The following is a 25,400-nucleotide window of genomic DNA, read 5'->3' on the forward strand; positions in this document are numbered from 1 at the left end:
GGTGGGTGCCTGGGGCATGACGAAACGGGTGCTGAGCAGGCGTTCCTGCATGAATTCGGCCACTGGTAGGAAGTCGTAACGGTCGGCACCCAGACCGTGCAACCAGATCACACAGGCGTCTGCGGTTTTCTGCGGTTCGAGAATCAACGGGTTGGTCATGACTGCTCCGAAAGTGTGCGGGTCTTGTTATGGCGTGCGTGAAAAGAAGGCGCTGGAAATGATTGTCTGAAAAAGAATGTCGCAACGATACAACTTTCCCTACTTGACGAGCGCTTAAACGCTACAGCCAGAAATTTTGGTACGCGCTTTGCAATTCAACCTGTGATGCAAAGGGCAGGCCGTGACGGTAACACCCTTAGCACGCGAAGGCTGTCACAGAACAGTCCATTGCGCCATTTGACCCAATAACAAGCCAATACGGGTCGGACACGCCTCAAAAGGGTGCGGTGCAATTCCGGCTCGATACAACAAGAGCGATTTGGAGGTTGTGAATGAAGATGTTGAAAACCACCCTGGCAGTCCTGACCGCTGCCGCCGCGCTGGGCGCCGTGAGCAACGCCCAGGCCGGCGCCACCCTCGATGCGGTAAAGAAGAAGGGCTTCGTCCAGTGTGGCGTGAGCGACGGTCTTCCAGGCTTCTCGGTACCTGATGCGCAGGGCAAGATCGTTGGTATCGACGCCGACGTGTGCCGCGCCGTGGCCGCCGCCGTGTTCGGCGATGCCACCAAGGTCAAGTTCAGCCAGCTCAACGCCAAGGAACGCTTTACCGCCCTGCAGTCGGGCGAAGTCGACGTGCTGTCGCGCAACACCACCTGGACCAGCTCGCGTGATGCCGGCATGGGCCTGGTATTCGCCGGTGTTACCTACTACGACGGCGTTGGCTTCCTGGCCAACAAAAAGCTGGGTGTATCCAGCGCCAAGGAACTCGATGGCGCGACTATCTGCATCCAGGCCGGTACCACCACCGAGCTGAACGTATCGGACTACTTCCGCGCCAATGGCCTGAAGTACACCCCGATCACCTTCGACACCTCGGACGAAAGCGCCAAGTCGCTGGAGTCGGGCCGTTGCGACGTGCTGACCTCGGACAAGTCGCAGCTGTTCGCCCAGCGCTCCAAGCTGGCCGCGCCGACCGAGTACGTGGTACTGCCGGAAACCATCTCCAAGGAACCGCTGGGCCCGGTGGTGCGCAAGGGCGACGAAGAATGGTTCAGCATCGTCAAGTGGACCCTGTTCGCCATGCTCAACGCCGAAGAGGCGGGCATCACCTCGAAGAATGTCGAGGCCGAAGCCAAGAGCACCAAGAACCCGGACGTAGCCCGCCTGCTGGGCGCGGATGGTGAGTACGGCAAGGACCTCAAGCTGCCCAAGGACTGGGTAGTGCAAATCGTGAAGCAAGTCGGTAACTACGGCGAAGTGTTCGAGAAGAACCTGGGCCAGAGCACCGACCTGAAGATCGACCGTGGCATGAACGCCCTGTGGAACAACGGCGGCATCCAGTACGCGCCACCTGTGCGCTGATGGCTGCACCCTGCGGCGGCATCCCGCCGCCGCAGGCTGTTCGAATCCCTACTGTCCGGGGCACTTCATGCAAAATCAAATCGGCGCACCCAAGGGCTTGTCCCTTAACGATCCGCGTGTGCGCGCGTGGCTGTTCCAGATCCTCACGATCGTCTTCGTGGTCGGCCTGGGCTGGTACCTGTTCCACAACACGCAAACCAACCTGCAACACCGGGGTATCACCTCGGGCTTCGACTTTCTCGACCGCAGTGCCGGCTTCGGCATCGCCCAGCACCTGATTCCCTATGTGGAATCCGACAGCTATGCGCGGGTGTTCGTCATCGGCCTGCTCAACACCCTGCTGGTGACCTTCATCGGTGTGGTGCTGGCGACCATCCTCGGCTTCATCATCGGTGTGGCGCGGTTGTCGCCGAACTGGATGATCAACAAGCTGGCGACCGTGTATGTGGAGACCTTCCGCAACATCCCGCCGTTGTTGCAGATCCTGTTCTGGTACTTCGCCGTGTTCCTGACCCTGCCGGGACCGCGGGGCAGTATCAATATCGACGACACCTTCTTCATCAGCAACCGTGGCCTTAACATGCCCGGCGCGTCCATGGCCGAAGGCTTCTGGCCGTTCGTCGTGGCCCTAGTCCTGGCGCTGCTGGCCATCGTGGTAATGGTGCGCTTTGCCAACAAGCGCTTCGACGAGACCGGTGTACCGTTCCACAAGTTCTGGGTGGGGCTGGCGCTGTTCATCGCCATTCCGGGCGTTTGCGTACTGCTGTTCGGCAGCCCGGTGCACTGGGAAGTGCCGCAATTGAAAGGATTCAACTTCGTCGGCGGGTGGGTGCTGATCCCCGAGCTGCTGGCGTTGACCCTGGCGTTGACCATCTATACCGCAGCGTTCATCGCCGAAATCGTGCGCTCCGGTATCCGTTCGGTCAGCCATGGCCAGACCGAGGCCGCGCGCTCGCTGGGCCTGCGCGAGGGCCCGACCCTGCGCAAGGTGATCATCCCCCAGGCACTGCGGGTGATCATTCCGCCGCTGACCAGCCAGTACCTGAACCTGGCGAAGAACTCGTCGCTGGCGGCCGGTATCGGCTACCCGGAGATGGTTTCGCTGTTCGCCGGTACCGTGCTCAACCAGACCGGCCAGGCCATCGAGGTGATCGCCATCACCATGAGTGTCTATCTCGCCATCAGCATCAGCATTTCGCTGCTGATGAACTGGTACAACAAGCGCATTGCGCTGATCGAGCGGTGAGGATACGCCCGTGAATGCCCATGTTTTCAAACCCGATATGCCGCCACCGGTGAAAACCGTCGGCGTGCTCGCATGGATGCGTGCCAATCTGTTCTCCAGCTGGCTCAACACGCTGCTGACCCTGTTCGCCATCTATCTGGTGTGGCTGATCGTGCCGCCGTTGCTGCAGTGGGCGTTGCTTGACGCCAACTGGGTCGGCACCACCCGTGCCGACTGCACCAAGGAGGGCGCCTGCTGGGTGTTCGTGCAGCAGCGCTTCGGCCAGTTCATGTACGGCTACTACCCGGCCGAGCTGCGCTGGCGCGTGGACCTGACCGTGTGGCTTGCCGTGCTCGGCACCGCGCCACTGTTCATCAAGCGTTTCCCGCGCAAGGCCTTCTATGGCCTGGGCTTCCTGGTGCTGTACCCCGTGCTGGCCTACACCCTGCTGCACGGGGGCGTCCTGGGCCTGGAAAACGTAGCGACCAGCCAGTGGGGCGGGCTGATGCTGACCCTGGTGATCGCCACCGTGGGCATCGTCGGCGCCTTGCCGCTGGGCATCCTGCTGGCCTTGGGGCGGCGTTCGAAGATGCCGGCGGTGAAGGTGGTGTGCGTGACCTTCATCGAGTTCTGGCGCGGCGTGCCGTTGATCACGGTGCTGTTCATGTCGTCGGTGATGCTGCCTTTGTTCCTGCCCGAGGGCATGAGCTTCGACAAGCTGCTGCGGGCGATGATCGGCGTGATCCTGTTCCAGTCGGCGTACATCGCCGAGGTGGTGCGGGGCGGCCTGCAGGCTATCCCCAAGGGCCAGTACGAAGCCGCCGCGGCCATGGGCCTGGGTTACTGGCGGGCGATGGGCCTGGTGATTCTGCCGCAGGCGCTCAAGCTGGTGATCCCTGGCATCGTCAACACCTTCATTGCCCTGTTCAAGGACACCAGCCTGGTGATCATCATCGGCCTGTTCGACCTGCTGAACAGCGTCAAGCAAGCTGCCGCCGACCCGGCCTGGCTGGGCATGGCTACCGAGGGCTACGTGTTCGCCGCCCTGGTGTTCTGGATTTTCTGTTTCGGTATGTCCCGCTACTCCATGCATCTGGAGCGCAAGCTGGACACTGGCCACAAGCGTTAGGAGTTTCGAAATGAGTGAAGCGATCAAGCAGCCTGCCGGCCCCGAAGGCATCATCCAGATGCAGGGCGTGAACAAGTGGTACGGCCAGTTCCATGTGCTCAAGGACATCAACCTGAACGTGCGCCAGGGTGAGCGCATCGTGCTGTGCGGGCCGTCCGGCTCGGGCAAGTCCACCACTATCCGTTGCCTCAACCGCCTGGAAGAGCACCAGCAGGGGCGCATTGTGGTCGATGGCGTGGAGCTGACCAACGATCTCAAGCAGATCGAGGCGATCCGCCGTGAGGTGGGCATGGTGTTCCAGCACTTCAACCTGTTCCCGCACCTGAGCATCCTGGAGAACTGCACCCTGGCACCGATGTGGGTGCGCAAGATGCCCCGGCGCAAGGCCGAGGAAATCGCCATGCATTACCTGGAGCGGGTGCGTATTCCGGAGCAGGCGCACAAGTACCCTGGGCAGTTGTCCGGTGGCCAGCAGCAGCGTGTGGCGATTGCCCGTGCGTTGTGCATGAAGCCGAAGATCATGCTGTTCGACGAACCGACCTCGGCGCTGGACCCGGAAATGGTCAAGGAAGTGCTCGATACCATGGTGGGCCTGGCCGAAGATGGCATGACCATGCTTTGCGTGACCCACGAGATGGGCTTTGCCCGGACCGTGGCGAACCGGGTGATCTTCATGGACAAGGGCGAGATCGTCGAGCAGGCGGCGCCGGATGACTTCTTCGACCGGCCGCGCAGTGACCGGACCAAGTTGTTCCTGAGCCAGATCCTGCATTGATGCAAGAGGGGCCGCTGACGCGGTCCACTGTGGTAGCGGCCTTGCGTCGCGAAAGGGCCGCAAAGCGGCCCCAGGGATATATGCTGCGAAGCTGAAATCCTGGGGCCGCTACGCGCCCCATCGCGACGCAAGGCCGCTCCCACAGGTTTGCGAAACAGCCAGGATTGCAGCGTTACTTCTCTTCTTCTTTGGCGACTGCCGGCGCCGGTGGCGGCCGCAGCCCCACCTCGGCGATCAGCTTCAATTGCTGCCCATTGCGCATCACCTCGATGGTGATCTTCTCGTTGGGCTTGATCCGCGCCACCTGGTTCATCGATTTGCGCCCGTCACCGGCTGGCTCGCCGTTGATGCTCAGGATCACGTCACCCAGCTGCAGCCCGGCCTTCGCCGCCGGCCCCTCGCGGAAGATTCCCGCCACCACGATGCCCGGGCGGTCCTTCATGCCGAACGACTCGGCCAGTTCCTGGCTCAGCGGCTGTACCTCGATGCCCAGCCAGCCACGGATGACCTGGCCGTGCTCGACGATCGACTTCATCACCTCCAGCGCCAGTTTTACCGGGATGGCAAAACCGATGCCCTGCGAACCACCGGATTTGGAGAAGATCGCGGTGTTGATGCCGATCAGGTTGCCGTTGGCATCCACCAGCGCACCCCCGGAGTTGCCCGGGTTGATCGCCGCGTCGGTCTGGATGAAGTCTTCGTAGTTGTTCAGGCCCAGCTGGTTGCGGCCGGTGGCGCTGATGATGCCCATGGTCACGGTCTGGCCGACGCCGAACGGGTTGCCGATGGCCAGCGACACGTCGCCGATGTGAATGTTGTCGGAGCGGCCGATGGTGATCGCTGGCAGGCTCTTCAGGTCGATCTTCAGCACCGCCAGGTCGGTTTCCGGGTCGCTACCAATCACCCGGGCCAAGGTTTCGCGGCCATCCTTCAGGGCGACGACGATCTGGTCGGCGCCACTGGTGACGTGGTTGTTGGTCAGCAGGTAGCCCTCGGGGCTCATGATCACCGCCGAGCCCAGGCTCGATTCCCAGCGGCGCTGCTTGGGCAGGTTGTCACCGAAGAAACGGCGGAACTGCGGGTCTTCGAACAGCGGGTGGGCGCTCTTGTTCACCACCTTGGTGGTGTACAGGTTGACCACCGCCGGGGCGGCCAGGGTCACGGCATCGGCGTAGGACACCGGGCCTTGCATGATCCGCGAGGTCTGCGGTGCCTGCTGCAGGTTGACGTCCTGGCTGGGCAGGCCGACCCATTCCGGGAAGCGCTGGATGATCAGCATGGCGATCAGTAGGCCGGTAAGCAGGGGCCAGCCAAAGTAACGCAAAGCCTTGAACATGAATGAATCCTGGAAAGAGCGGGTACGGTGGCCGCGCGGTGGGGCATGAGCGCGCGCGATCATACACCGGTTCCCCCAGTGCCGGCGACGGCTCATAATGGCCGGCATTATACGGGCGTTGCATGGGCGTTGTGCCCGAGAAAAACGCAGATTTCGAGGAGATTTTCATGGCTGTCGCTCTGAACACCCTGGTCGAGGAAGCCGAGCGTTACCTGGGCAGCGCGAAGATCCAGGATTATTGCCCCAACGGTTTGCAGGTAGAAGGCCGGCCGCAGGTCAGCCGCATCGTCAGCGGTGTTACCGCCAGCCAGGCGTTGCTGGATGCGGCGGTCGAGGCCCAGGCCGACCTGGTGCTGGTGCACCATGGCTACTTCTGGAAGGGTGAGAACCCGTGCGTCACCGGCATCCGGCAGCGTCGGCTGAAGACCCTGTTGAACAACGACATCAGTCTGCTGGCCTTCCACCTGCCGCTGGACGTGCACCCGGATGTGGGCAACAACGTGCAACTGGCGCGGCAGCTGGACATCACCGTCGAAGGGCCGCTGGACCCGGAAAACCCCAAGGTGGTCGGGCTGGTCGGCTCGCTGGCCGAGCCAGTGACCGCGCGCGACTTTGCCCGGCGGGTGCGGGAGGTGCTGGGGCGTGAGCCGTTGCTGGTCGAAGGCGAGCAGATGATCAGTCGGGTCGGCTGGTGCACCGGGGGCGGGCAGGGCTACATCGACACGGCGATCGCGGCCGGGGTAGACCTGTACCTGACGGGCGAGGCGTCGGAGCAGACCTATCATAGTGCCCGCGAGAATGGTGTCAGCTTCATTGTCGCCGGGCACCATGCCACCGAGCGCTATGGGGTGCAGGCGCTGGGTGATTACCTGGCGCGGCGGTTTGCCGTGGAGCACCTGTTCATCGATTGCCCGAACCCGATCTGACATCGGCGTCGCCTTCTTCGCGGGTGCGCCCGCTCCCACAAGTACGCGCTGCACCTGTGGGAGCGGGCGTGCCCGCGAAAGGCCGCAGAGCGGCCCAATTCCAGCCCAAACCCCCAGTCATATCGTTAGACTTTTTCGATCTAGCCGGCCTCCTAAATAGAAGCAGCCGCTGTGATAAAGTGGCTCGCTCGAACACGGCCCGCAGGCCGTCCATAAGATCGTTTTTCGTGAGTAGCCATGGTCGACAAACTGACGCACTTGAAACAGCTGGAGGCGGAGAGCATCCACATCATCCGCGAGGTGGCCGCCGAGTTCGACAACCCGGTGATGCTGTACTCGATCGGCAAGGATTCCGCCGTGATGCTGCACCTGGCGCGCAAGGCCTTCTTCCCGGGCAAGCTGCCGTTCCCGGTGATGCACGTCGACACCCAGTGGAAATTCCAGGAGATGTACAGCTTCCGCGACAAGATGGTCGAGGAAATGGGCCTGGAGCTGATCACCCACGTCAACCCCGAGGGTGTGGCGCAGGGCATCAACCCGTTCACCCATGGCAGCTCCAAGCACACCGACATCATGAAGACCCAGGGCCTGAAGCAGGCGCTGGACAAGCATGGTTTCGACGCCGCCTTCGGTGGCGCGCGCCGCGACGAAGAGAAGTCGCGGGCCAAGGAGCGCGTGTACTCGTTCCGTGACAGCAAGCACCGCTGGGACCCGAAGAACCAGCGCCCGGAACTGTGGAACGTGTACAACGGCAAGGTCAACAAGGGCGAGTCGATCCGTGTCTTCCCGCTGTCGAACTGGACCGAGCTGGACATCTGGCAGTACATCTACCTCGAAGGTATCCCGATCGTGCCGCTGTACTTCGCCGCCGAGCGTGAGGTCATCGAGAAGAACGGCACCCTGATCATGATCGACGACGAGCGCATCCTCGAACATCTCACCGATGAAGAGAAAGCGCGCATCGTCAAGAAGAAGGTGCGTTTCCGTACCCTCGGCTGCTACCCGCTGACGGGCGCTGTCGAGTCGGAAGCCGAGACCCTGACGGACATCATTCAGGAAATGCTCCTGACCCGTACGTCCGAACGCCAGGGCCGTGTCATCGACCACGATGGCGCCGGTTCCATGGAAGACAAGAAACGCCAAGGCTACTTCTAATTTCAGGGTTACTCCATGTCGCACCAATCTGATCTGATCAGCGAGGACATCCTCGCCTACCTGGCCCAGCACGAGCGCAAGGAACTGCTGCGCTTCCTGACCTGCGGCAACGTTGACGACGGCAAGAGCACCCTGATCGGGCGTCTGCTGCACGACTCGAAGATGATCTACGAGGACCACCTCGAGGCCATCACCCGTGATTCGAAGAAAGTCGGCACCACCGGCGAGGAAGTCGACCTGGCACTGCTGGTCGACGGCCTGCAGGCCGAGCGCGAGCAGGGCATCACCATTGATGTCGCCTACCGCTACTTCTCCACCGCCAAGCGCAAGTTCATCATTGCCGATACCCCGGGCCATGAGCAGTACACCCGCAACATGGCCACCGGCGCGTCCACCTGCGACCTGGCGATCATCCTGGTCGACGCCCGCTACGGCGTGCAGACCCAGACCCGCCGCCACAGCTACATTGCCTCGTTGCTGGGCATCAAGCACATCGTGGTCGCGGTCAACAAGATGGACCTCAAAGGCTTCGATCAGGACGTCTTCGAGTCGATCAAGTCCGACTACCTGAAGTTCGCCGACGCCATCAACCTGACCCCGAGCAGCCTGCACTTCGTGCCGATGTCGGCGCTCAAGGGTGACAACGTGGTCAACCCCAGCGAGCGTTCGCCGTGGTACGCCGGCCCGACGCTGATGGAAATCCTCGAAACCGTCGAAGTGTCGGCCGACCGTAACTTCACCGACCTGCGCTTCCCGGTGCAGTACGTCAACCGCCCCAACCTGAACTTCCGTGGCTTCGCCGGTACCATTGCCAGCGGCGTGGTGCACAAGGGTGACGAAATCGTCGTGCTGCCGTCGGGCAAGAGCAGCCGCGTCAAGTCCATCGTCACCTACGAAGGTGAACTGGAAAACGCAGGCCCTGGCCAGGCCGTGACCCTGACCATGGAAGACGAGATCGACATCTCCCGTGGCGACCTGCTGGTGCATGCCGACAACGTCCCGCCGGTCACCGACCAGTTTGACGCCATGCTGGTGTGGATGGCCGAGGAGCCGATGCTCCCGGGCAAGAAATACGACATCAAGCGCGCTACCAGCTACGTGCCGGGCTCGATTGCCAGCATCACCCACAAGGTCGATGTGAACACCCTGGAGCAGGGCGCTGCCAGCGCACTGCAACTGAACGAGATCGGCCGCGTCAAGGTGTCCCTGGACGCCTCGATCGCCCTGGACGGTTACGACAGCAACCGCACCACCGGTGCGTTCATCGTCATCGACCGCCTGACCAACGGCACTGTCGGCGCCGGCATGATCATCGCCCCGCCAGTGCTGCCGCACGGCAGCACCGGCCATCATGGCAAGCTGTGCCATGTGGCCACCGAAGAGCGCGCCCTGCGCTTCGGCCAGCAGCCAGCCACCGTGCTGTTCAGCGGCCTGTCCGGCGCAGGCAAGAGCACCCTGGCCTACGCCGTGGAGCGCAAGCTGTTCGACATGGGCCGTGCGGTGTACGTGCTCGATGGCCAGAACCTGCGCCACGACCTGAACAAGGGCCTGCCGCAGGACCGCGCCGGCCGTACCGAGAACTGGCGCCGCGCCGCCCATGTAGCGCGCCAGTTCAACGAAGCCGGTCTGCTGACCCTGGCTGCGTTCGTGGCCCCGGATGCCGAAGGCCGCGAACAGGCCAAGGCGTTGATCGGCAAGGAGCGCCTGGTGACCGTTTACGTCCAGGCCTCGCCGCTGGCCTGCCGCGAGCGCGACCCGCAAGGCCTGTACGCGGCTGGTGGCGACAACATCCCGGGCGAAAGCTTCCCGTACGATGTGCCGTTGGACGCGGACCTGGTGATCGACACCCAGGCCACCAGCGTGGAAGAGGGCGTGAAGCAGGTGCTGGACGTGTTGCGTCAGCGTGGCGCGATCTAAGCGCCAGGCTGCCTGAAAGAAAAACCCCGCTTCGGCGGGGTTTTTTATTCCTCTTTCCCGCAGATACAGCGCATGTTTCGGGCTCACGCTGTACCTGTGGGAGCGGGTTCACCCGCGAAGCAGGCGGCGCGGTGGATGGCACCGGCTGTGCCGGTGTTCGCGGCTGAAGCCGCTCCCACAGGGACTGCGCAAGCTTCTCGATTTTGAGCAAGGCAGTTGCCCCCAATTGGATCGCGCATGCCGTTCAGATATGTTTCTCCGACACCGGTATCACCCGCCGTTCCTTCACCGCCTTGTAGGAAAAACTCGAATAGATCTCCTTCACCCCCGGTAACCGCTGCAGCACTTCGCGGGTGAATTCGCCGAACGACTCCAGGTCCCGCGCCAGGATCTCCAGCAGAAAATCATACCTCCCGGAAATGTTGTGGCAGGCGACAATCTCGGGAATCTCCATCAACCGCTGCTCGAACGCCAGCGCCATGTCCTTGGTGTGCGAGTCCATCATGATGCTGACGAACGCGGTCACGCCAAACCCCAGCGACTTGGGCGAGAGGATGGCCTGGTAGCCGGTGATGTAGCCGTTGTCCTCCAGCAGCTTGACCCGTCGCCAGCAGGGCGAGGTGGTCAGTGCCACCTTGTCGGCCAGTTCGGCAACGGTGAGGCGGGCGTTGTCCTGCAGGGCGGCGAGCAGGGCGCGGTCGGTGCGGTCGAGGCTTGAAGGCATGTTTTGCCCTCCTGATCCGGTAATTATTGTTTTTGTTCCAGCAAGCACGCGGATGCGTGGGTAACTTTGGAAAAAATCGGGCAGCTCGGCGGCATAAGCTTATAACAAACCACAAGAGGCTGTTGCGATGCGCGACTCCCATAACAACACCGGTTTTTCCACACGGGCCATTCACCATGGCTACGACCCGCTTTCCCACGGCGGCGCCCTGGTGCCGCCGGTGTACCAGACCGCTACCTATGCCTTCCCCACCGTGGAATACGGCGCTGCGTGCTTCGCAGGGGAGGAGCCCGGCCATTTCTACAGCCGCATCTCCAACCCGACCCTGGCCCTGCTGGAACAGCGCATGGCCTCGCTGGAGGGCGGCGAGGCGGGGCTGGCATTGGCGTCGGGCATGGGGGCCATTACCTCGACGATCTGGACCCTGCTGCGGCCCGGTGACGAGCTGATCGTCGGGCGCACGCTGTACGGCTGCACCTTTGCCTTCCTGCACCATGGCATTGGCGAATTCGGCGTGAAAATCCGCCATGTCGACCTGAACGATGCCAAGGCCCTGAAGTCGGCGATCAACAGCAAAACACGAATGATCTACTTCGAAACGCCGGCCAACCCCAACATGCAACTGGTGGATATCGCCGCGGTGGCCGAGGCGGTGCGCGGGCATGATGTACATGTGGTGGTCGACAACACCTACTGCACGCCCTACCTGCAGCGGCCGCTGGAGCTGGGAGCGGACCTGGTGGTGCATTCGGCGACCAAGTACCTCAGTGGCCACGGTGATATCACTGCCGGCCTGGTGGTGGGACGCAAGGCGCTGATTGACCGTATCCGCCTGGAAGGGTTGAAGGATATGACCGGGGCGGTCCTGTCACCCCACGACGCAGCGCTGCTGATGCGCGGGATCAAGACCTTGGCCCTGCGCATGGACCGACATTGCGCCAATGCCCAGCAGGTGGCGGAGTTTCTGGCTCGGCAGCCGCAGGTGGAGCTGATTCACTACCCGGGGTTGCCGACGTTTGCCCAGTACGAGCTGGCGCAGCGGCAGATGCGTTTGCCGGGCGGGATGATCGCCTTCGAGCTCAAGGGCGGTATCGAGGCCGGGCGCAGGTTCATGAATGCCCTGCAACTGTTTGCCCGGGCGGTGAGCCTGGGCGATGCCGAGTCGCTGGCGCAGCACCCGGCGAGCATGACCCATTCCAGCTATACGCCGCAGGAGCGGGCGCATCACGGGATATCGGAGGGGCTGGTACGCTTGTCGGTGGGGCTGGAGGATGTGGAGGACCTGCTGGCGGATGTCGAGCAGGCGCTGGACGCGTGTAGGTAAATTGCCGAAGCTCTCTCTTCGCGGCAAAAACCGTTACGGCATCACTGGATGCTGACATTAAGCTAGTTAGGTGGTGCAAAGCTGATGTCAATGGTGTGGTCGCCCGAAGAGAGAGCAAACAACGGCGTATCGTCAATGTCGTAGAGCATACGGTTCCTGATGATCAGGCCGCCACTGTTGCAGCCGAGAACCTGATAGTCAGGTCCGCTTCCTGGGTTTCTTTTGAAGAAAAATCGCAGCAGCAAGTGAGAATCCGGCTGATAGGAAATAAATAAGCGCAGTCATGTTCATCGATATTGTGTTGTCGGTGTAAGCGAAGGAAACAAAAATACCAAGAGTTGCTGTCGCGAAAGTTGGGATAAATTCAAGAAAAAGTCTGATGGCCTTGGGTAGTTTGCCAGTGAGCAGCTTGTTTGCTATCGTTCCTCCAAGCATGAAAAATACTGAAAATGTGGTAGAAATTATTAGCAGTACTATATACATCGATAACGCGGGTATGCCTGAAGTGTCATACGGGTCACCAGGGTTTTCGAGCGCAGCTTCCGAAGCGCTAAACAATAGTGCTGTTGCAATTACGTTCAAGGCTGAGGCCGTGGCTGTACAGAGCGTTTTCGAGATATTCATAATCCACCTTGAAGTCAGTGGGCTAGGATAGTATAGAATAAAAGCCAATTCAATGGTGTCGCCCGTGCTGCGCTTCGTTGTCGCGGCCTCCCATTAATTTGCTATGTTTAGCGGTAGGTCGCCTTCAATTAGAATTTCGTAGTCTTGTGCATTTGCAACGCGTCCAACTTCACGAAGCAGTGTCGTGGCTTTCTCGTCGAACCCGCCGCGGTGGCTGCTCGCATTTGCATCATATTTATCCGAATAGGCGCGAACCACACCGACGAAAATGAGCTTTCCGTCACTACCCTTATTCAGGTCGCCAATAACTCGTAGGGTAATAGAACCTAGGTAGATGCGTGATATATTACTATCCGCCTGTGTTATATGGGAAGGTGACATCAATCCGACTAGTGCCTGCGCTTGCTCTAGCGAATGTTGCCTGTAGTTGAGGGATTTTATGCAATTCGGGTGCGATGCCTATATTGTTTATGTTGACTTTAGCCTGCTGCCCTTTCCCTAAAAGCCAGTGTGAAATTGCTCTGAACGGAGTGAACCACCCCCCAGAAAATTCAATAGGTTGAGCTAAGGGGGCAGTATCAAGATTTGCTTTGGTGTACTCAAATGCTTTGTTCCAAGCATCTGGAATACTGATGCTCGAATTGGCCAGCATTATTGCGTCTGCACCAGACCCAGCTTTGAGTTCACGAATCAGGAAACCGTCAAGCGTAAAAGCGATGGGACGGGTGTACTGCATTTTAGGAGGATGCAGGTTTAGCCTTTCCCTCCAGTGGCCTTGTGCATAGCCAGCGCTACGCTCCTCAATGGCACGACCTATCATGGCTGCGGGGTGTGGTGTTTGTAAGCCATTAGGACGACTTGTGCCGTAATTATTTGGATAGATATACAAAGCCGGAAGTTCAATACCCATATGTCATCTCTGAGTGGGTTATTGAAAATTTCAGTAGGGAAGCCCTGCGAGCGCTCTTGGTTACGCGAATGGACATGAGAGGGTGTTTCAATATTCTTATGCCATAGGCCGTTCTGAATGTTTTTATAGTGTGCCTAATGACGACTTTTTTGTATGTCAGAAGAGCGGCCAAACAGGGTGTAGGACCACACCTGATGATTTGTAGGATCTTGCTGCTTGGGCGCATCAAGGCAGGCTGGGCGATGCATTACGCAATCCAGCCATACTGCGAAGGAGCGGGCGCATCACGGGATATCGGAGGGGCTGGTGCGCTTGTCGGTGGGGTTGGAAGATGTGGAGGACCTGCTGGCGGATGTCGAGCAGGCGTTAAAGGCTTGCAGCTAGGTTGCCTGGGCGGTCCTCTTCGCGGGCACGCCCCTTTCATAGAACTGCCCATAACTCATTGAGTTAGCAGGGGCCCTGTGGGATTGCTCGCAATTTCAGTTATCTACGCGACAGTGCAGGCCAAGGGCTGGGCAATCTCCCACAGGCATTGCGCAGATTTCGGATGCGGTGGCGTACCTGTGGGAGCGGGCGTGCCCGCGAAGAGGCCAGTGAATCCAGCCCACAAAAAAGGCCTCTTGCGAGGCCTTTGTCATGTTCGGCAGATCAACGCTTGAGCCCGTAGCTCTCGTCGAGCATGCCCGGCGCGTTCGGCGCTTTCGGCGCGTAGTCGCGTGGCACTTCGGCGGTGTCCTTCGGTGGGGTCAGGCGGTCGCGTGGGCCCTGGCTGCCTTCGGAGTGCAGGGCGGCCAGCAGGCGCTGGCGCGTGACGTCATCAAGGGCCAGGCTGTTGGCGCCTTCGGCCAGGTGGTCCTGGACGTCCTGGTAGCTCTGGGTCAGTTTCTTGACCAGCACGGCGGTGCTATTGAAGTGGGTGACCACTTCGTTCTGGTAGCTGTCGAAACGCTTCTGGATGTCATCCAGCTGACGCTGGGTGCTGCTCGGCGCGGCATTGGGCAGCAGGCGAGCGACGACGAAACCGACTACCACGCCGATGACCAGGGCCAGGGTCGGCAACAACCAAACAAGGAGCGAGAGTTCCACGAGTCCTTCCTCTATAAACGGCTTTGCTTTACGTTAACGGCTCAGACCTGCGCTGTATACCGCGAGCGATCGCAAATCAGAACAGAATTCCTCACCTAGACGAATCGACCCCTCCCGAGGTCACGGAGTAGTGCCTTGCTTGTCCGCGAAACCCCCTTGTTCATCGATGGCCCCAGTGGCCAGCTGGAAGCCTTGTACCTGGACGTGGCCAATGCCCGTGGCGTGGTGCTGATCTGCCACCCCAACCCGGTCCAGGGCGGCACCATGCTCAACAAGGTGGTCTCGACCCTGCAGCGCACCGCCCGTGACGCCGGCTATGTGACCCTGCGTTTCAACTACCGTGGCGTCGGGCAGAGCGCCGGCAGTCATGACATGGGCGCTGGGGAAGTGGCCGATGCCGAGGCCGCTGCGGCCTGGTTGCGCGAAAAGCACCTGGGCCTGCCGCTGGTGCTGATGGGTTTCTCGTTCGGCGGCTTCGTCGCCACCAGCCTGGCCGGCCGCCTGGAAGCTGCCGGAGTAGAGCTGCAACAGCTGTTCATGATCGCCCCGGCGGTCATGCGCCTGACGGCGGAGTTCCCGCTGCCGCAGCGCTGCCCGATCACCGTGGTGCAGCCGGACGCCGACGAAGTCGTCGCGCCGCAGCTGGTTTACGATTGGTCCGACAGCCTGTCGCGCCCCCATGAGCTGCTGAAAGTGGCAGAATGCGGACACTTCTTCCATGGCAAGCTGACCGATCTGAAGGATCTGCTGCTGCCGCGCCTTTCGAACTGAGCCAAGCCTGAATAAGCGAACACCCATGACCACGCGCATTCTTACCGGTATCACCACCACCGGCACTCCGCACCTGGGCAACTACGCCGGCGCCATTCGCCCGGCGATCCGTGCCAGCCAGCAGCCCGGTGTCGACTCGTTCTACTTCCTGGCCGACTACCACGCCCTGATCAAGTGCGACGACCCGCTGCGCATCCAGCGTTCGCGCCTGGAAATCGCCGCCACCTGGCTGGCCGGTGGCCTCGACCCGGACAAGGTGACCTTCTACCGCCAGTCCGACATCCCGGAAATCCCCGAGCTGACCTGGCTGCTGACCTGCGTCAGCGCCAAGGGACTGCTCAATCGCGGGCATGCCTACAAGGCTTCGGTGGACAAGAACCTGGAAAACGGCGAAGACCCGGATGCCGGCGTGACCATGGGCCTGTACAGCTACCCGGTGCTGATGGCCGCGGACATCCTGATGTTCAACGCCAACAAGGTGCCGGTCGGCCGTGACCAGATCCAGCACGTGGAAATGGCCCGCGACATCGGCCAGCGCTTCAATCACCTGTTCGGCCAGGGCAAGGACTTTTTCGCCCTGCCGGAAGCGGTGATCGAGGAGAGCGTGGCGACCCTGCCGGGCCTGGACGGGCGCAAGATGTCCAAGAGCTACGACAACACCATCCCGCTGTTCACCAGCGCCAAGGACATGAAGGACGCCATCTCGCGCATTGTCACCGACTCGCGTGCGCCTGGCGAAGCGAAAGACCCGGACAACGCGCACCTGTTCACCCTGTTCCAGGCCTTCTCGACGCCGGCGCAGTGCGCCGAGTTCCGTGAAGAGCTGCTGCAGGGCCTGGGCTGGGGTGAAGCCAAGCAGCGGCTGTTCCAGCTGCTGGATGGCCAGCTGGCCGAGAAGCGCGAGTACTACCACCAGCTGATCGCCCGCCCGGCGGACCTGGAAGACATCCTGCTGGCCGGCGCCGCCAAGGCCCGCAAGATCGCCACGCCGTTCCTCGAGCAGCTGCGCGAGGCCGTTGGCCTGCGTTCGTTCCGCAGCAGCGTGCAGGCCAGCACCGAAGTGAAGAAGAAGGCCGCCAAGAGTGCACGTTTTGTCAGCTTCCGTGACGAAGACGGCAGCTTCCGCTTCCGTCTGCTGGCCGCCGACGGTGAACAACTGCTGCTGTCGCGCAGCTTCGCCGACGGCAAGAGCGCCGGCGCCGTGAGCAAGCAGTTGCAGCAGGGTGGCGAGGCGGATGTGCGCGTCGAAGGCCTGGGCTTTGGCCTGTGGCTGAACGGCGAACAGGTTGCCGACGGACCGCAGTTCGACAGCGCCGAAGCCCGTGATGCAGCCATTCAAAGCCTGCGTGCAGCGCTTCAGCCACAACAGGACTGAGGCATTTCGCCTGTAGGAGCGGGTTTACCCGCGAACACCGGCAAAGCCGGTGCCATCCAGCACTTAGTTGGTCTGGATGAGGCATATTGACGCAAGTCGCATTGCCATTAAGCGGGCCTGTCGCTACAGTGACGGCCCGTTTTTTGTTGCCTCGCTAACGAATCATGACGCCCCTAGAACGATATCAAGCAGATCTGAAACGTCCCGACTTCTTCCATGACGCGGCGCAGGAAACTGCGGTGCGTCACCTGCAGCGCCTGTACGACGACCTGGTACACGCGCAGAACAACAAGCCGGGCGTGTTCGGCAAGCTGTTCGGCAAGAAGGAGCAGACCCCGGTCAAGGGCCTGTACTTCTGGGGTGGGGTAGGGCGCGGCAAGACCTACCTGGTCGATACCTTTTTCGAGGCGCTGCCGTTCAAGCAGAAGATGCGCACGCACTTCCACCGCTTCATGAAGCGTGTGCACGAGGAAATGAAAACCCTCAAGGGCGAGAAGAACCCGCTGACCATCATCGCCAGGCGCTTCAGCGAAGAAGCCAAGGTGATCTGCTTCGACGAATTCTTCGTGTCGGACATTACCGACGCGATGATCCTCGGCACCCTGATGGAAGAGTTGTTCAAGAACGGCGTATCGCTGGTGGCTACCTCCAACATCGTGCCCGACGGCCTGTACAAGGACGGCCTGCAGCGCGCGCGCTTCCTGCCGGCCATCGCCATGATCAAGCAGTACACCGACGTGGTGAACGTCGACAGCGGGGTCGACTATCGTCTGCGTCACCTCGAGCAGGCCGAACTGTACCACTACCCGCTCGATGAGGCGGCGCACCAGAGCCTGCGCGCCAGCTTCAAGGCCTTGACTCCTGAGTGCACCCAGGCGGTCGAGAACGACGTGCTGATGATCGAGAATCGCCCGATCCAGGCCCTGCTGACCTGTGACGACGTGGCCTGGTTCGACTTCCGCGCGCTGTGCGACGGCCCTCGTAGCCAGAACGACTACATCGAGCTGGGCAAGATCTTCCATGCCGTGCTGTTGAGCAACGTGGAGCAGATGGGCGTCACCACCGACGACATCGCCCGCCGCTTCATCAACATGGTGGACGAGTTCTACGACCGCAACGTCAAGCTGATCATCTCGGCCGAGGTGGAGCTCAAGGACCTGTATACCGGCGGGCGCTTGGCCTTCGAGTTCCAGCGCACCCTGAGCCGCTTGCTGGAGATGCAGTCGCACGAGTTCCTGGCGCGGGCGCACAAGCCCTGAGAATCCGGGGCTGCAAAGCAGCCCCGGAAGGCCTCAAGCCTCCTGCATGAACTGCTGCCGATACTGGTTCGGCGACAACTCGGTGTGCTGGCGGAACAGCCGCGCAAAGAAACTGGCATCGTCATAGCCGACCTCGTAACTGATGGTCTTGATGCTCTTGCGCGTGCTCGACAGCAACCCCTTGGCCGTCTCGATCCTCAACCGTTGCAGGTAGTGCAGCGGTTTGTCCCCCGTCGCGCCCTGGAAGCGGCGCATGAAGTTGCGAATGCTCATGCCGTGGTTGCGAGCCACGTCCTCGAAGCGGAACTTGTCGGCGAAGTGTTCCTCCAGCCAATGCTGGATCTGCAGGATGATCAGGTCCTGGTGCAGCTTCTGCCCGCCAAAGCCCATGCGCCCGGGGGTGTAGTTGCGCTGTACTTCGTAGAGGATGTCGCGGGACACGGCGCGGGCCACGTTGGCGCCGCAGAAGCGTTCGATCAGGTAGATGTACAGGTCGCAGGCTGAAGTGGCGCCGCCAGCACAATAGATATTGTCGGCGTCGGTCAGGTGCTTGTCCTGGTTCAGGCGGATCTTCGGGAAGCGTTCGGCAAAGCTGGTGAAGAAGCGCCAGTAGGTGGTCGCTTCCTTGCCGTCGAGCAGGCCGGATTCGGCCAGCCAGAACACGCCACTGGCCTCGGCGCACAGCACCGCGCCGCGGGCATGCTGTTCACGCAGCCACGGCAGCACCTGTGGATAACGTTGCAGCAGGTTGTCGAAGTCGTCCCAGAAAGCCGGGAGGATGATCACATCGGCGTCGTCCAGGCCGCCGTCGACCGGCAGTTGCACATGGCTGAAGCTGTCCACGGGCTGGCCGTCCGGGCTCACCAGGCGGATCTCGAACATGGGCTGCAGGCCCAGGCCCAGCTGTTTGCCGTAGCGCAAGCTGGCGAGGTGGAAGAAGTCCTTGGCCTGCATCAAGGTCGAAGCGAACACCTTGTCAATGGCCAGGATGCTGACGCGCCGCAGCGACGCGGGGGGTTGGGTAAACATCATTGTCATTGTTCTTATAGGGTAGAGTGGTCAATCACCGGCTGGATCGTCTTATTTTTTGGCGATTGTGTCTAGCCTGCCGGACTGCGCGTGTTTCTTCGCGGGCTCGCCCGCGAAGAAACCGGCACAGGGTCGGCTCAAGGCGCCGGGTTCGGCTGCTCTTGGTGAATCGCCTCGATCGCCGCCAGCAGTTCATCACTGAGGCTCAGCTCGAGGCTGGCCAGGTTGCTGTCCAGCTGCTCGAGGCTGGTCGCACCAATGATGTTGCTGGTCACGAACGGCTGCCGGGTGACGAACGCCAGGGCCATCTGCGCCGGGTCCAGGCCATGTTCGCGGGCCAGTTGCACATAGCGGCTGCAGGCCGCCACAGTCTGTGGGTTGGAGTAGCGGGCAAAGCGGCTGAACAGGGTCAGGCGTGCCTTTTCCGGGCGTGCGCCGTTCTCGTATTTGCCGGAAAGCATGCCGAACGCCAGCGGCGAATAGGCCAGCAGGCCGCACTGTTCGCGGATGGCCACTTCCGCCAGGCCCACTTCGAAGCTGCGGTTGAGCAGGTTGTACGGGTTCTGGATCGATACCGCCCGTGGCCAGCCGCGGCTTTCGGCCAGTTGCAGGAACTTCATGGTGCCCCACGGCGTTTCGTTGGACAGGCCGATGTGGCGGATCTTGCCCGCGCGCACCTGCTCGTCGAGCACTTCGAGGGTTTCTTCCAACGGGGTGAAGTGGTCCTGTGGCAGGTGCTGGTAGCCCAGCTTGCCGAAGAAGTTGGTGCTGCGCTCGGGCCAGTGCAGCTGGTACAGGTCGATGCGGTCGGTCTGCAGGCGCTTGAGGCTCTCGTCCAGCGCCGCGACGATGTGCTGGCGGTTATGCTTGAGCTGGCCGTCGCGGATGTGACTGATGCCGTTGCCGGGGCCGGCGACCTTGCTGGCCAGCACCCAGTCGTCGCGATCGCCATTGTCACGGAACCAGTTGCCGATGATGCGCTCGGTGGCGGCATAGGTTTCGGGGCGGGGCGGCACCGGGTACATCTCGGCGGTGTCGATGAAGTTGACCCCCGCGGCCTTGGCCCGGGCAATCTGCTCGAAGGCCTCGGCCTGGACGTTCTGTTCGCCCCAGGTCATGGTGCCCAGGCACAGGGCGCTGACGGTGAGGTCGGTACGGCCGAGCTGGCGGTATTCCATCGGGTAGACACTCCTTGGCAAAGAAGCTCATCAAAGCAGGTTGAAATTTTTCGCGCAATCTGGATAATTCGGCACCTCTCCGTGTGGCGGAAGTGATGCACCACCACGCAGGAAGAACCCCGTCGAACATTGGCGTGCCTGACCCGAGCCCCCAAAGCGTCAGCGTTCGGCTGCGCGCTTGCCCTTGGCAAGCTGTGCACTATCCAGTAAGATTCGCCGTCTATTTTTCGCTGGGCGGCCTCTGAGGCTTTAGAGAATGAAAACTTTTACTGCTAAACCGGAAACAGTAAAGCGCGAGTGGTTCGTAGTCGACGCCGCTGGCCAGACCCTGGGTCGTCTGGCTACCGAAATCGCTAGCCGTCTGCGTGGCAAACACAAACCAGAATACACCCCTCACGTTGACACCGGCGACTACATCGTCGTTATCAACGCTGAACAGGTTCGTGTGACTGGTGCCAAGTCTTCCGACAAGATGTACTACTCCCACTCCGGTTTCCCGGGCGGCATCAAGGAAATCAACTTCGAGAAGTTGATCGCCAAGGCCCCTGAGCGTGTTATCGAAACTGCGGTCAAAGGCATGCTGCCGAAGAACCCGCTGGGTCGCGACATGTACCGCAAGCTGAAAGTGTACGCGGGTGCTGCTCACCCACACACTGCTCAGCAGCCTCAAGAACTGAAGATCTAACGGGATAGTTCATTATGTCGGCGACTCAAAACTACGGCACTGGCCGTCGCAAGACCGCAACCGCTCGCGTATTCCTGCGTCCGGGTACTGGTAACATTTCCATCAACAACCGTTCTCTGGACGTGTTCTTCGGTCGCGAAACCGCTCGCATGGTTGTTCGTCAGCCGCTCGAGCTGACCGAAACCGTTGAGAAGTTCGACATCTACGTCACCGTTTCCGGTGGTGGTGTCAGCGGTCAAGCCGGTGCGATCCGTCACGGTATCACCCGCGCTCTGATGGAATACGACGAAACCCTGCGTGGCGCTCTGCGTCGTGCTGGCTACGTCACCCGCGACGCTCGTGAAGTCGAGCGTAAGAAAGTGGGTCTGCGTAAAGCGCGTAAGCGTCCTCAGTACTCCAAGCGTTAATACCGCTTCGGCAGTCGAAAAAAGCCCGGTTCCTTGGAACCGGGCTTTTTTTATGTCTTGAACTAACCTGTCAGCATGTCAGTGACCACTTGTCGCATAGACGCAGATCAAGCAAAGCACGGGTAGTCGCCCCTGGTTGGGGTAATCACCTTGTCAGTGTGTGGATTTGTTTCTTACCATGGCGGCCAATTTTTAGCGCCATTGACACAACCTAAGTACAGGGTCTGGTTCAACAGGCCAAGCAAGCTGATGGGAGAGGACTGAATGAGCAATGACGGCGTCAACGCAGGCCGGCGCCGCTTCCTCGTAGCCGCGACATCCGTAGTCGGGGCGGCGGGGGCAGTGGGGGCTGCGGTACCGTTCGTGGGGTCATGGTTTCCCAGTGCCAAGGCGAAAGCCGCGGGTGCACCGGTGAAGGTCAATATCGCCAAGGTCGAGGCCGGGCAGCAGATGGTGGCCGAGTGGCGTGGCCAGCCTGTGTTCATCGTGCGGCGAACGGACGAGATTCTCGGCAACCTGAAAAAAGTCGTCGGTGATCTGGCTGACCCCGAGTCCAAGGCCTCGGTGCAGCCGACCTACGTCGATCCGCAGGTTCGTTCGATCAAACCGGAAATCCTCATCCTCGTCGGCCTGTGCACGCACCTGGGCTGCTCGCCTACCTTCCGCCCGGAAGTCGCACCCGCCGACCTCGGCCCGAAATGGGTCGGTGGCTATTTCTGCCCGTGCCACGGCTCCCACTACGACCTGGCTGGCCGTGTCTACAAGTCGCAGCCGGCGCCTCTCAACCTGCCCGTGCCACCGCACTCTTACGAGTCGGACGAGATCGTCGTCATCGGCGTTGACCAGGAGAACGCATGATGAGCAAGTTCATGGACTGGATTGATGCTCGCTTCCCCGCCACCAAGATGTGGGAAGACCACCTGAGCAAGTATTACGCGCCCAAGAACTTCAACTTCCTGTACTTCTTCGGCTCCCTGGCGCTGCTGGTGCTGGTCAACCAGATCGTCACCGGTGTGTGGCTGACCATGAGCTTCACGCCCTCGGCGGAAGAGGCGTTCGCCTCGGTCGAGTACATCATGCGTGACGTGGAATACGGCTGGATCCTGCGCTACCTGCACTCCACCGGTGCATCGGCGTTCTTCATCGTGGTCTACCTGCACATGTTCCGAGGCCTGCTCTACGGCTCCTACCAGAAGCCGCGTGAACTGGTATGGCTGTTCGGCATGCTGATCTACCTGGCGCTGATGGCCGAAGCGTTCATGGGCTACCTGCTGCCGTGGGGCCAGATGTCGTACTGGGGTGCCCAGGTGATCATCTCGCTGTTCGGTGCCATCCCGGTGATCGGTGGCGACCTTACCCAGTGGATCCGCGGTGACTACCTGATCTCGGGCATCACCCTGAACCGCTTCTTCGCCCTGCACGTGGTCGCCCTGCCAATCGTGATTCTCGGCCTGGTGGTGCTGCACATCCTTGCCCTTCACGAAGTGGGTTCGAACAACCCCGATGGCGTCGACATCAAGAAGAAAAAGGACGAAAACGGTATCCCGCTGGACGGTATCCCGTTCCACCCGTACTACACCGTCAAGGACATTGTCGGCGTGGTGGTGTTCCTGTTCGTGTTCTGCGCCGTGGTGTTCTTCTTCCCGGAAATGGGCGGTTACTTCCTGGAAAAACCGAACTTCGAGCAGGCCAACGCCTTCAAGACTCCAGAGCACATTGCGCCTGTGTGGTACTTCACACCGTTCTACGCGATCTTGCGTGCGGTACCTGACAAGCTGATGGGTGTTATCGCCATGGGTGCGGCGATTGCCGTGCTGTTCGTGCTGCCCTGGCTCGACCGCAGCCCGGTGCGTTCAATGCGCTACAAGGGCTGGATCAGCAAGCTCTTCCTGCTGGTGTTCTGCGTGGCCTTCGTCATCCTCGGCGTGCTGGGCGTACTGGCGCCGACACCTGGGCGTACCTTGCTGTCGCAGGTGTGCACGGTGTTGTACTTCGCCTACTTCCTGCTGATGCCGTTCTACACAAGGCTCGAGAAGACCAAACCGGTTCCGGAAAGGGTGACTGGCTGATGAAAAAGTTGATTGCAGTATTTTTGCTGGCAGTGATGCCTGCCTTTTCCTTCGCGGCCGAACCCGGCCTGGAGCTGGACAAGGTCGACATCGACCTGAGTGACAAGGCCGCCATGCAGGACGGTGCGCGTACCTTTGCCAACTATTGCATGGGTTGCCACAGTGCCAAGTTCCAGCGTTACGAGCGGGTGGCCGATGACCTGGGCATCCCGCACGAGCTGATGCTGGAGAAGCTGGTGTTCACGGGGGCAAAGATCGGTGACCACATGCAGATCGGCATGAAGCCCAGTGACGCCAAGACCTGGTTCGGTGCGGCACCGCCCGACCTGACCCTGGTTGCCCGGGTGCGTGGCACCGACTGGCTGTACACCTACCTGCGCAGCTTCTACGAGGACCCGTCGCGGCCTTACGGGGTGAACAACAAGGTGTTCCCGAACGTCGGCATGCCCAACGTACTGGTTGGCCTGCAGGGCAACCAGCATGTTGGTTGCAAGCAGGTGCAGACCGTGATCGATGGCAAGAAGCAATTCGACCCGTTGACCGGCACCCCGATAACCCATGAAGCCTGCGACCAGCTGACCATTACGCCGAATTCCGGTACCCTGACGACCGAGCAGTTCGACGAGAAGGTCAAGAACCTGGTGACCTTCCTGGCCTATTCGGCCAACCCGGTCAAACTGGAAAGCCAGCGCATCGGTACCTACGTGTTGCTGTACCTGGCTTTCTTCTTCGTATTCGCCTACTTGCTCAAGCGTGAATACTGGAAGGACGTGCACTGATCACGCAGTAGTTTCTGGTTGTTGAACGCGCCCGTGGTGGCTTGGCAGATCTGCCAGGTCACCACGGGCGCGTTTTCATTTACAGTTTCACAAGCATCCCGTGCGAGGAGCCGCTACATGGGCGCAACCAACAGGTTAGCCTGCTATTCCGACCCCGCTGATCACTATTCTCATCGGGTACGCCTTGTGCTCGCCGAGAAGGGCATCAGCGTGCAGGTCATCGATGTCGACCCTGGTCGCCTGCCACCCAAGCTGGTCGAGGTGAACCCTTACGGCAGCGTGCCGACCCTGGTCGATCGTGACCTGGCGTTGTATGAATCGACCGTGGTGATGGAATACCTCGAGGAGCGTTACCCGCATCCGCCGTTGATGCCGGTGTACCCCGTTGCGCGCGGCAACAGCCGTTTGCTGATGCACCGTATCCAGCGCGACTGGTGTGCCCTGGCCGATACCGTGCTCGACCCGCGTAGCAGCGAGGCTGCTCGTGCCGAGGCGCGCAAGGCCTTGCGCGAAAGCCTGACCGGGGTCTCGCCATTGTTCGGCGAGTTCGCCTGTTTCATGAGCGAGGAGCAAAGCCTGGTCGATTGTTGTCTACTGCCCATACTCTGGCGTTTGCCGGTGTTGGGAATCGAGTTGCCGCGGCAAGCCAAGCCGCTGCTGGATTACATGGAGCGGCAGTTCGCCCGCGAGCCTTTCCAGGCGAGCCTGTCCTCCGTAGAACGTGAAATGCGCAAGCTTTAAGGAGCCGTTGATGAACTCCAGTCGCCCCTATCTGGTTCGAGCACTGTACGAGTGGATCGTCGACAACGATTGCACGCCCCATATGCTGGTCAATGCCGAGTTCCCGAAAGTCCAGGTGCCGGACGGTTTCGCCAGTGATGGCCAGATCGTCTTGAATATCTCGCCAAGCGCCGTGCGCAGCCTGCACATGGACAACGATGCGGTCAGCTTCGAGGGCCGTTTCGGCGGCGTGGCTCACTCGCTGTTCGTGCCGGTTGGCGCCATCCTGGGCATCTACGCCCGCGAAAATGGCCAGGGTATGGTCTTCGAACTGGAGTCGCCGGATGGCGACGACCTTGAGGACGATGATGTACAGCCGGATGACGATGGCCCGCCGGAAGGGGGCGGCCAGCCGCCGCGTCCGACTGGGCGACCAAGCCTGAAAGTGGTCAAGTGACAAAAAAGGCGATCCAACCG

General features: G+C 61.0%; 25 protein-coding genes and 2 pseudogenes. 19 read left to right on the forward strand and 8 right to left on the reverse strand.

What is annotated here, in order from left to right; all coding sequences use genetic code 11:
- Positions 1-159, reverse strand: a pseudogene (locus tag J5M71_RS17595) (alpha/beta hydrolase); the annotation flags it as partial.
- Between the two features lie 332 nt (positions 160-491).
- Here J5M71_RS17595 and J5M71_RS17600 point away from each other — a divergent pair.
- From J5M71_RS17600 to J5M71_RS17615, 4 genes are all read left to right on the forward strand, one after another.
- On the forward strand, positions 492-1,520 hold the full coding sequence (locus J5M71_RS17600) for an amino acid ABC transporter substrate-binding protein (protein WP_013974141.1): 1,029 nt from the start codon (positions 492-494) through the stop codon (positions 1,518-1,520).
- 67 nt (positions 1,521-1,587) lie between these two features.
- A complete protein-coding gene (locus J5M71_RS17605; protein ID WP_207834461.1) occupies positions 1,588-2,766 on the forward strand; it encodes an amino acid ABC transporter permease in 1,179 nt (392 codons plus the stop codon).
- Between the two features lie 10 nt (positions 2,767-2,776).
- Positions 2,777-3,874, forward strand: a complete 1,098-nt coding sequence (locus tag J5M71_RS17610; protein ID WP_207834463.1) for an amino acid ABC transporter permease — start codon at positions 2,777-2,779, stop codon at positions 3,872-3,874.
- Between the two features lie 10 nt (positions 3,875-3,884).
- Complete coding sequence (locus tag J5M71_RS17615; RefSeq protein ID WP_003251792.1) at positions 3,885-4,649, forward strand: amino acid ABC transporter ATP-binding protein; 765 nt, start codon at positions 3,885-3,887, stop codon at positions 4,647-4,649.
- Between the two features lie 172 nt (positions 4,650-4,821).
- On the opposite strand, the gene algW is transcribed toward J5M71_RS17615, so the two are convergent.
- Entirely contained in the window at positions 4,822-5,985 is a 1,164-nt protein-coding gene (algW, locus tag J5M71_RS17620; RefSeq protein ID WP_207834471.1) for a Do family serine endopeptidase AlgW, read from the reverse strand.
- A 167-nt stretch (positions 5,986-6,152) separates the two neighbouring features.
- On the opposite strand from algW, the gene J5M71_RS17625 reads away from it, so the two are divergent.
- From J5M71_RS17625 to cysN, 3 genes are all read left to right on the forward strand, one after another.
- Positions 6,153-6,911, forward strand: a complete 759-nt coding sequence (locus J5M71_RS17625; RefSeq protein WP_207834480.1) for a Nif3-like dinuclear metal center hexameric protein — start codon at positions 6,153-6,155, stop codon at positions 6,909-6,911.
- A gap of 237 nt (positions 6,912-7,148) precedes the next feature.
- The gene (gene cysD, locus J5M71_RS17630; protein ID WP_013974136.1) at positions 7,149-8,066 is read left to right on the forward strand and encodes a sulfate adenylyltransferase subunit CysD; all 918 of its coding nucleotides are present in this window, start codon (positions 7,149-7,151) and stop codon (positions 8,064-8,066) included.
- A gap of 15 nt (positions 8,067-8,081) precedes the next feature.
- Positions 8,082-9,983, forward strand: a complete 1,902-nt coding sequence (cysN, locus tag J5M71_RS17635; protein WP_207834482.1) for a sulfate adenylyltransferase subunit CysN — start codon at positions 8,082-8,084, stop codon at positions 9,981-9,983.
- A gap of 244 nt (positions 9,984-10,227) precedes the next feature.
- On the opposite strand, the gene J5M71_RS17640 is transcribed toward cysN, so the two are convergent.
- A complete protein-coding gene (locus J5M71_RS17640; RefSeq protein ID WP_063913325.1) occupies positions 10,228-10,707 on the reverse strand; it encodes an Lrp/AsnC family transcriptional regulator in 480 nt (159 codons plus the stop codon).
- A 127-nt stretch (positions 10,708-10,834) separates the two neighbouring features.
- Here J5M71_RS17640 and J5M71_RS17645 point away from each other — a divergent pair, with 127 nt between their 5' ends.
- Complete coding sequence (locus J5M71_RS17645) at positions 10,835-12,031, forward strand: methionine gamma-lyase (RefSeq protein WP_207834484.1); 1,197 nt, start codon at positions 10,835-10,837, stop codon at positions 12,029-12,031.
- Between the two features lie 198 nt (positions 12,032-12,229).
- On the opposite strand, the gene J5M71_RS17650 is transcribed toward J5M71_RS17645, so the two are convergent.
- Both J5M71_RS17650 and J5M71_RS17660 read right to left on the reverse strand, forming a co-directional pair.
- Positions 12,230-12,655 (reverse strand): hypothetical protein, encoded by a 426-nt coding sequence (locus J5M71_RS17650; protein WP_207834486.1) that lies wholly within the window; start codon positions 12,653-12,655, stop codon positions 12,230-12,232.
- Positions 12,656-13,004: 349 nt separating this feature from the next.
- Positions 13,005-13,565, reverse strand: coding sequence for a lipid II-degrading bacteriocin (locus tag J5M71_RS17660; protein ID WP_207834490.1), 561 nt, complete (start codon positions 13,563-13,565; stop codon positions 13,005-13,007).
- A gap of 246 nt (positions 13,566-13,811) precedes the next feature.
- Between J5M71_RS17660 and J5M71_RS17665 the strand changes: the two are divergent.
- A pseudogene (locus tag J5M71_RS17665) lies at positions 13,812-13,949 on the forward strand (PLP-dependent transferase); the annotation flags it as partial.
- Between the two features lie 264 nt (positions 13,950-14,213).
- Here the strand turns inward: J5M71_RS17665 and J5M71_RS17670 are convergent.
- Positions 14,214-14,651: a DUF1043 family protein gene (locus J5M71_RS17670; protein ID WP_207834492.1), complete on the reverse strand. Its 438-nt coding sequence runs from the start codon at positions 14,649-14,651 to the stop codon at positions 14,214-14,216.
- A 135-nt stretch (positions 14,652-14,786) separates the two neighbouring features.
- Between J5M71_RS17670 and J5M71_RS17675 the strand changes: the two genes are divergently transcribed.
- The 3 genes from J5M71_RS17675 to zapE all read left to right on the forward strand — a co-directional run bounded on the left by J5M71_RS17675 (position 14,787) and on the right by zapE (position 18,056).
- Complete coding sequence (locus tag J5M71_RS17675) at positions 14,787-15,422, forward strand: alpha/beta fold hydrolase (protein WP_015271727.1); 636 nt, start codon at positions 14,787-14,789, stop codon at positions 15,420-15,422.
- 25 nt (positions 15,423-15,447) lie between these two features.
- Positions 15,448-16,797: a tryptophan--tRNA ligase gene (locus J5M71_RS17680; RefSeq protein ID WP_207834494.1), complete on the forward strand. Its 1,350-nt coding sequence runs from the start codon at positions 15,448-15,450 to the stop codon at positions 16,795-16,797.
- Positions 16,798-16,961: 164 nt separating this feature from the next.
- Positions 16,962-18,056, forward strand: coding sequence for a cell division protein ZapE (zapE, locus tag J5M71_RS17685; RefSeq protein ID WP_207834496.1), 1,095 nt, complete (start codon positions 16,962-16,964; stop codon positions 18,054-18,056).
- A 33-nt stretch (positions 18,057-18,089) separates the two neighbouring features.
- Here zapE and J5M71_RS17690 read toward each other — a convergent pair whose 3' ends face one another.
- A complete protein-coding gene (locus J5M71_RS17690) occupies positions 18,090-19,010 on the reverse strand; it encodes a GlxA family transcriptional regulator (RefSeq protein ID WP_207834649.1) in 921 nt (306 codons plus the stop codon).
- Between the two features lie 212 nt (positions 19,011-19,222).
- Positions 19,223-20,263 carry an NADP(H)-dependent aldo-keto reductase gene (locus tag J5M71_RS17695; protein WP_207834504.1) on the reverse strand — a complete coding sequence of 347 codons (1,041 nt, stop codon included), beginning with the start codon at positions 20,261-20,263 and terminating at the stop codon, positions 19,223-19,225.
- A 256-nt stretch (positions 20,264-20,519) separates the two neighbouring features.
- Here J5M71_RS17695 and rplM point away from each other — a divergent pair, with 256 nt between their 5' ends.
- From rplM to J5M71_RS17730, 7 genes are all read left to right on the forward strand, one after another.
- The gene (gene rplM, locus J5M71_RS17700) at positions 20,520-20,948 is read left to right on the forward strand and encodes a 50S ribosomal protein L13 (RefSeq protein WP_003260798.1); all 429 of its coding nucleotides are present in this window, start codon (positions 20,520-20,522) and stop codon (positions 20,946-20,948) included.
- A 14-nt stretch (positions 20,949-20,962) separates the two neighbouring features.
- Complete coding sequence (gene rpsI, locus J5M71_RS17705; protein WP_003260797.1) at positions 20,963-21,355, forward strand: 30S ribosomal protein S9; 393 nt, start codon at positions 20,963-20,965, stop codon at positions 21,353-21,355.
- Positions 21,356-21,619: 264 nt separating this feature from the next.
- Positions 21,620-22,213: a ubiquinol-cytochrome c reductase iron-sulfur subunit gene (petA, locus tag J5M71_RS17710; protein ID WP_015271723.1), complete on the forward strand. Its 594-nt coding sequence runs from the start codon at positions 21,620-21,622 to the stop codon at positions 22,211-22,213.
- A complete protein-coding gene (locus tag J5M71_RS17715) occupies positions 22,213-23,424 on the forward strand; it encodes a cytochrome bc complex cytochrome b subunit (RefSeq protein WP_025340560.1) in 1,212 nt (403 codons plus the stop codon). Before petA ends, J5M71_RS17715 begins: the two co-directional genes overlap by 1 nt.
- Positions 23,424-24,203 (forward strand): cytochrome c1, encoded by a 780-nt coding sequence (locus tag J5M71_RS17720; protein WP_207834506.1) that lies wholly within the window; start codon positions 23,424-23,426, stop codon positions 24,201-24,203. The genes J5M71_RS17715 and J5M71_RS17720 overlap by 1 nt, the downstream gene beginning before the upstream one ends.
- A gap of 117 nt (positions 24,204-24,320) precedes the next feature.
- Positions 24,321-24,944, forward strand: coding sequence for a glutathione S-transferase N-terminal domain-containing protein (locus J5M71_RS17725; RefSeq protein WP_063913318.1), 624 nt, complete (start codon positions 24,321-24,323; stop codon positions 24,942-24,944).
- Positions 24,945-24,954: 10 nt separating this feature from the next.
- Positions 24,955-25,380, forward strand: coding sequence for a ClpXP protease specificity-enhancing factor (locus tag J5M71_RS17730; protein ID WP_207834508.1), 426 nt, complete (start codon positions 24,955-24,957; stop codon positions 25,378-25,380).
- Positions 25,381-25,400 lie beyond the last annotated feature (20 nt).

The organism is Pseudomonas sp. 43(2021), from assembly GCF_017490805.1.
GTDB lineage: Bacteria > Pseudomonadota > Gammaproteobacteria > Pseudomonadales > Pseudomonadaceae > Aquipseudomonas.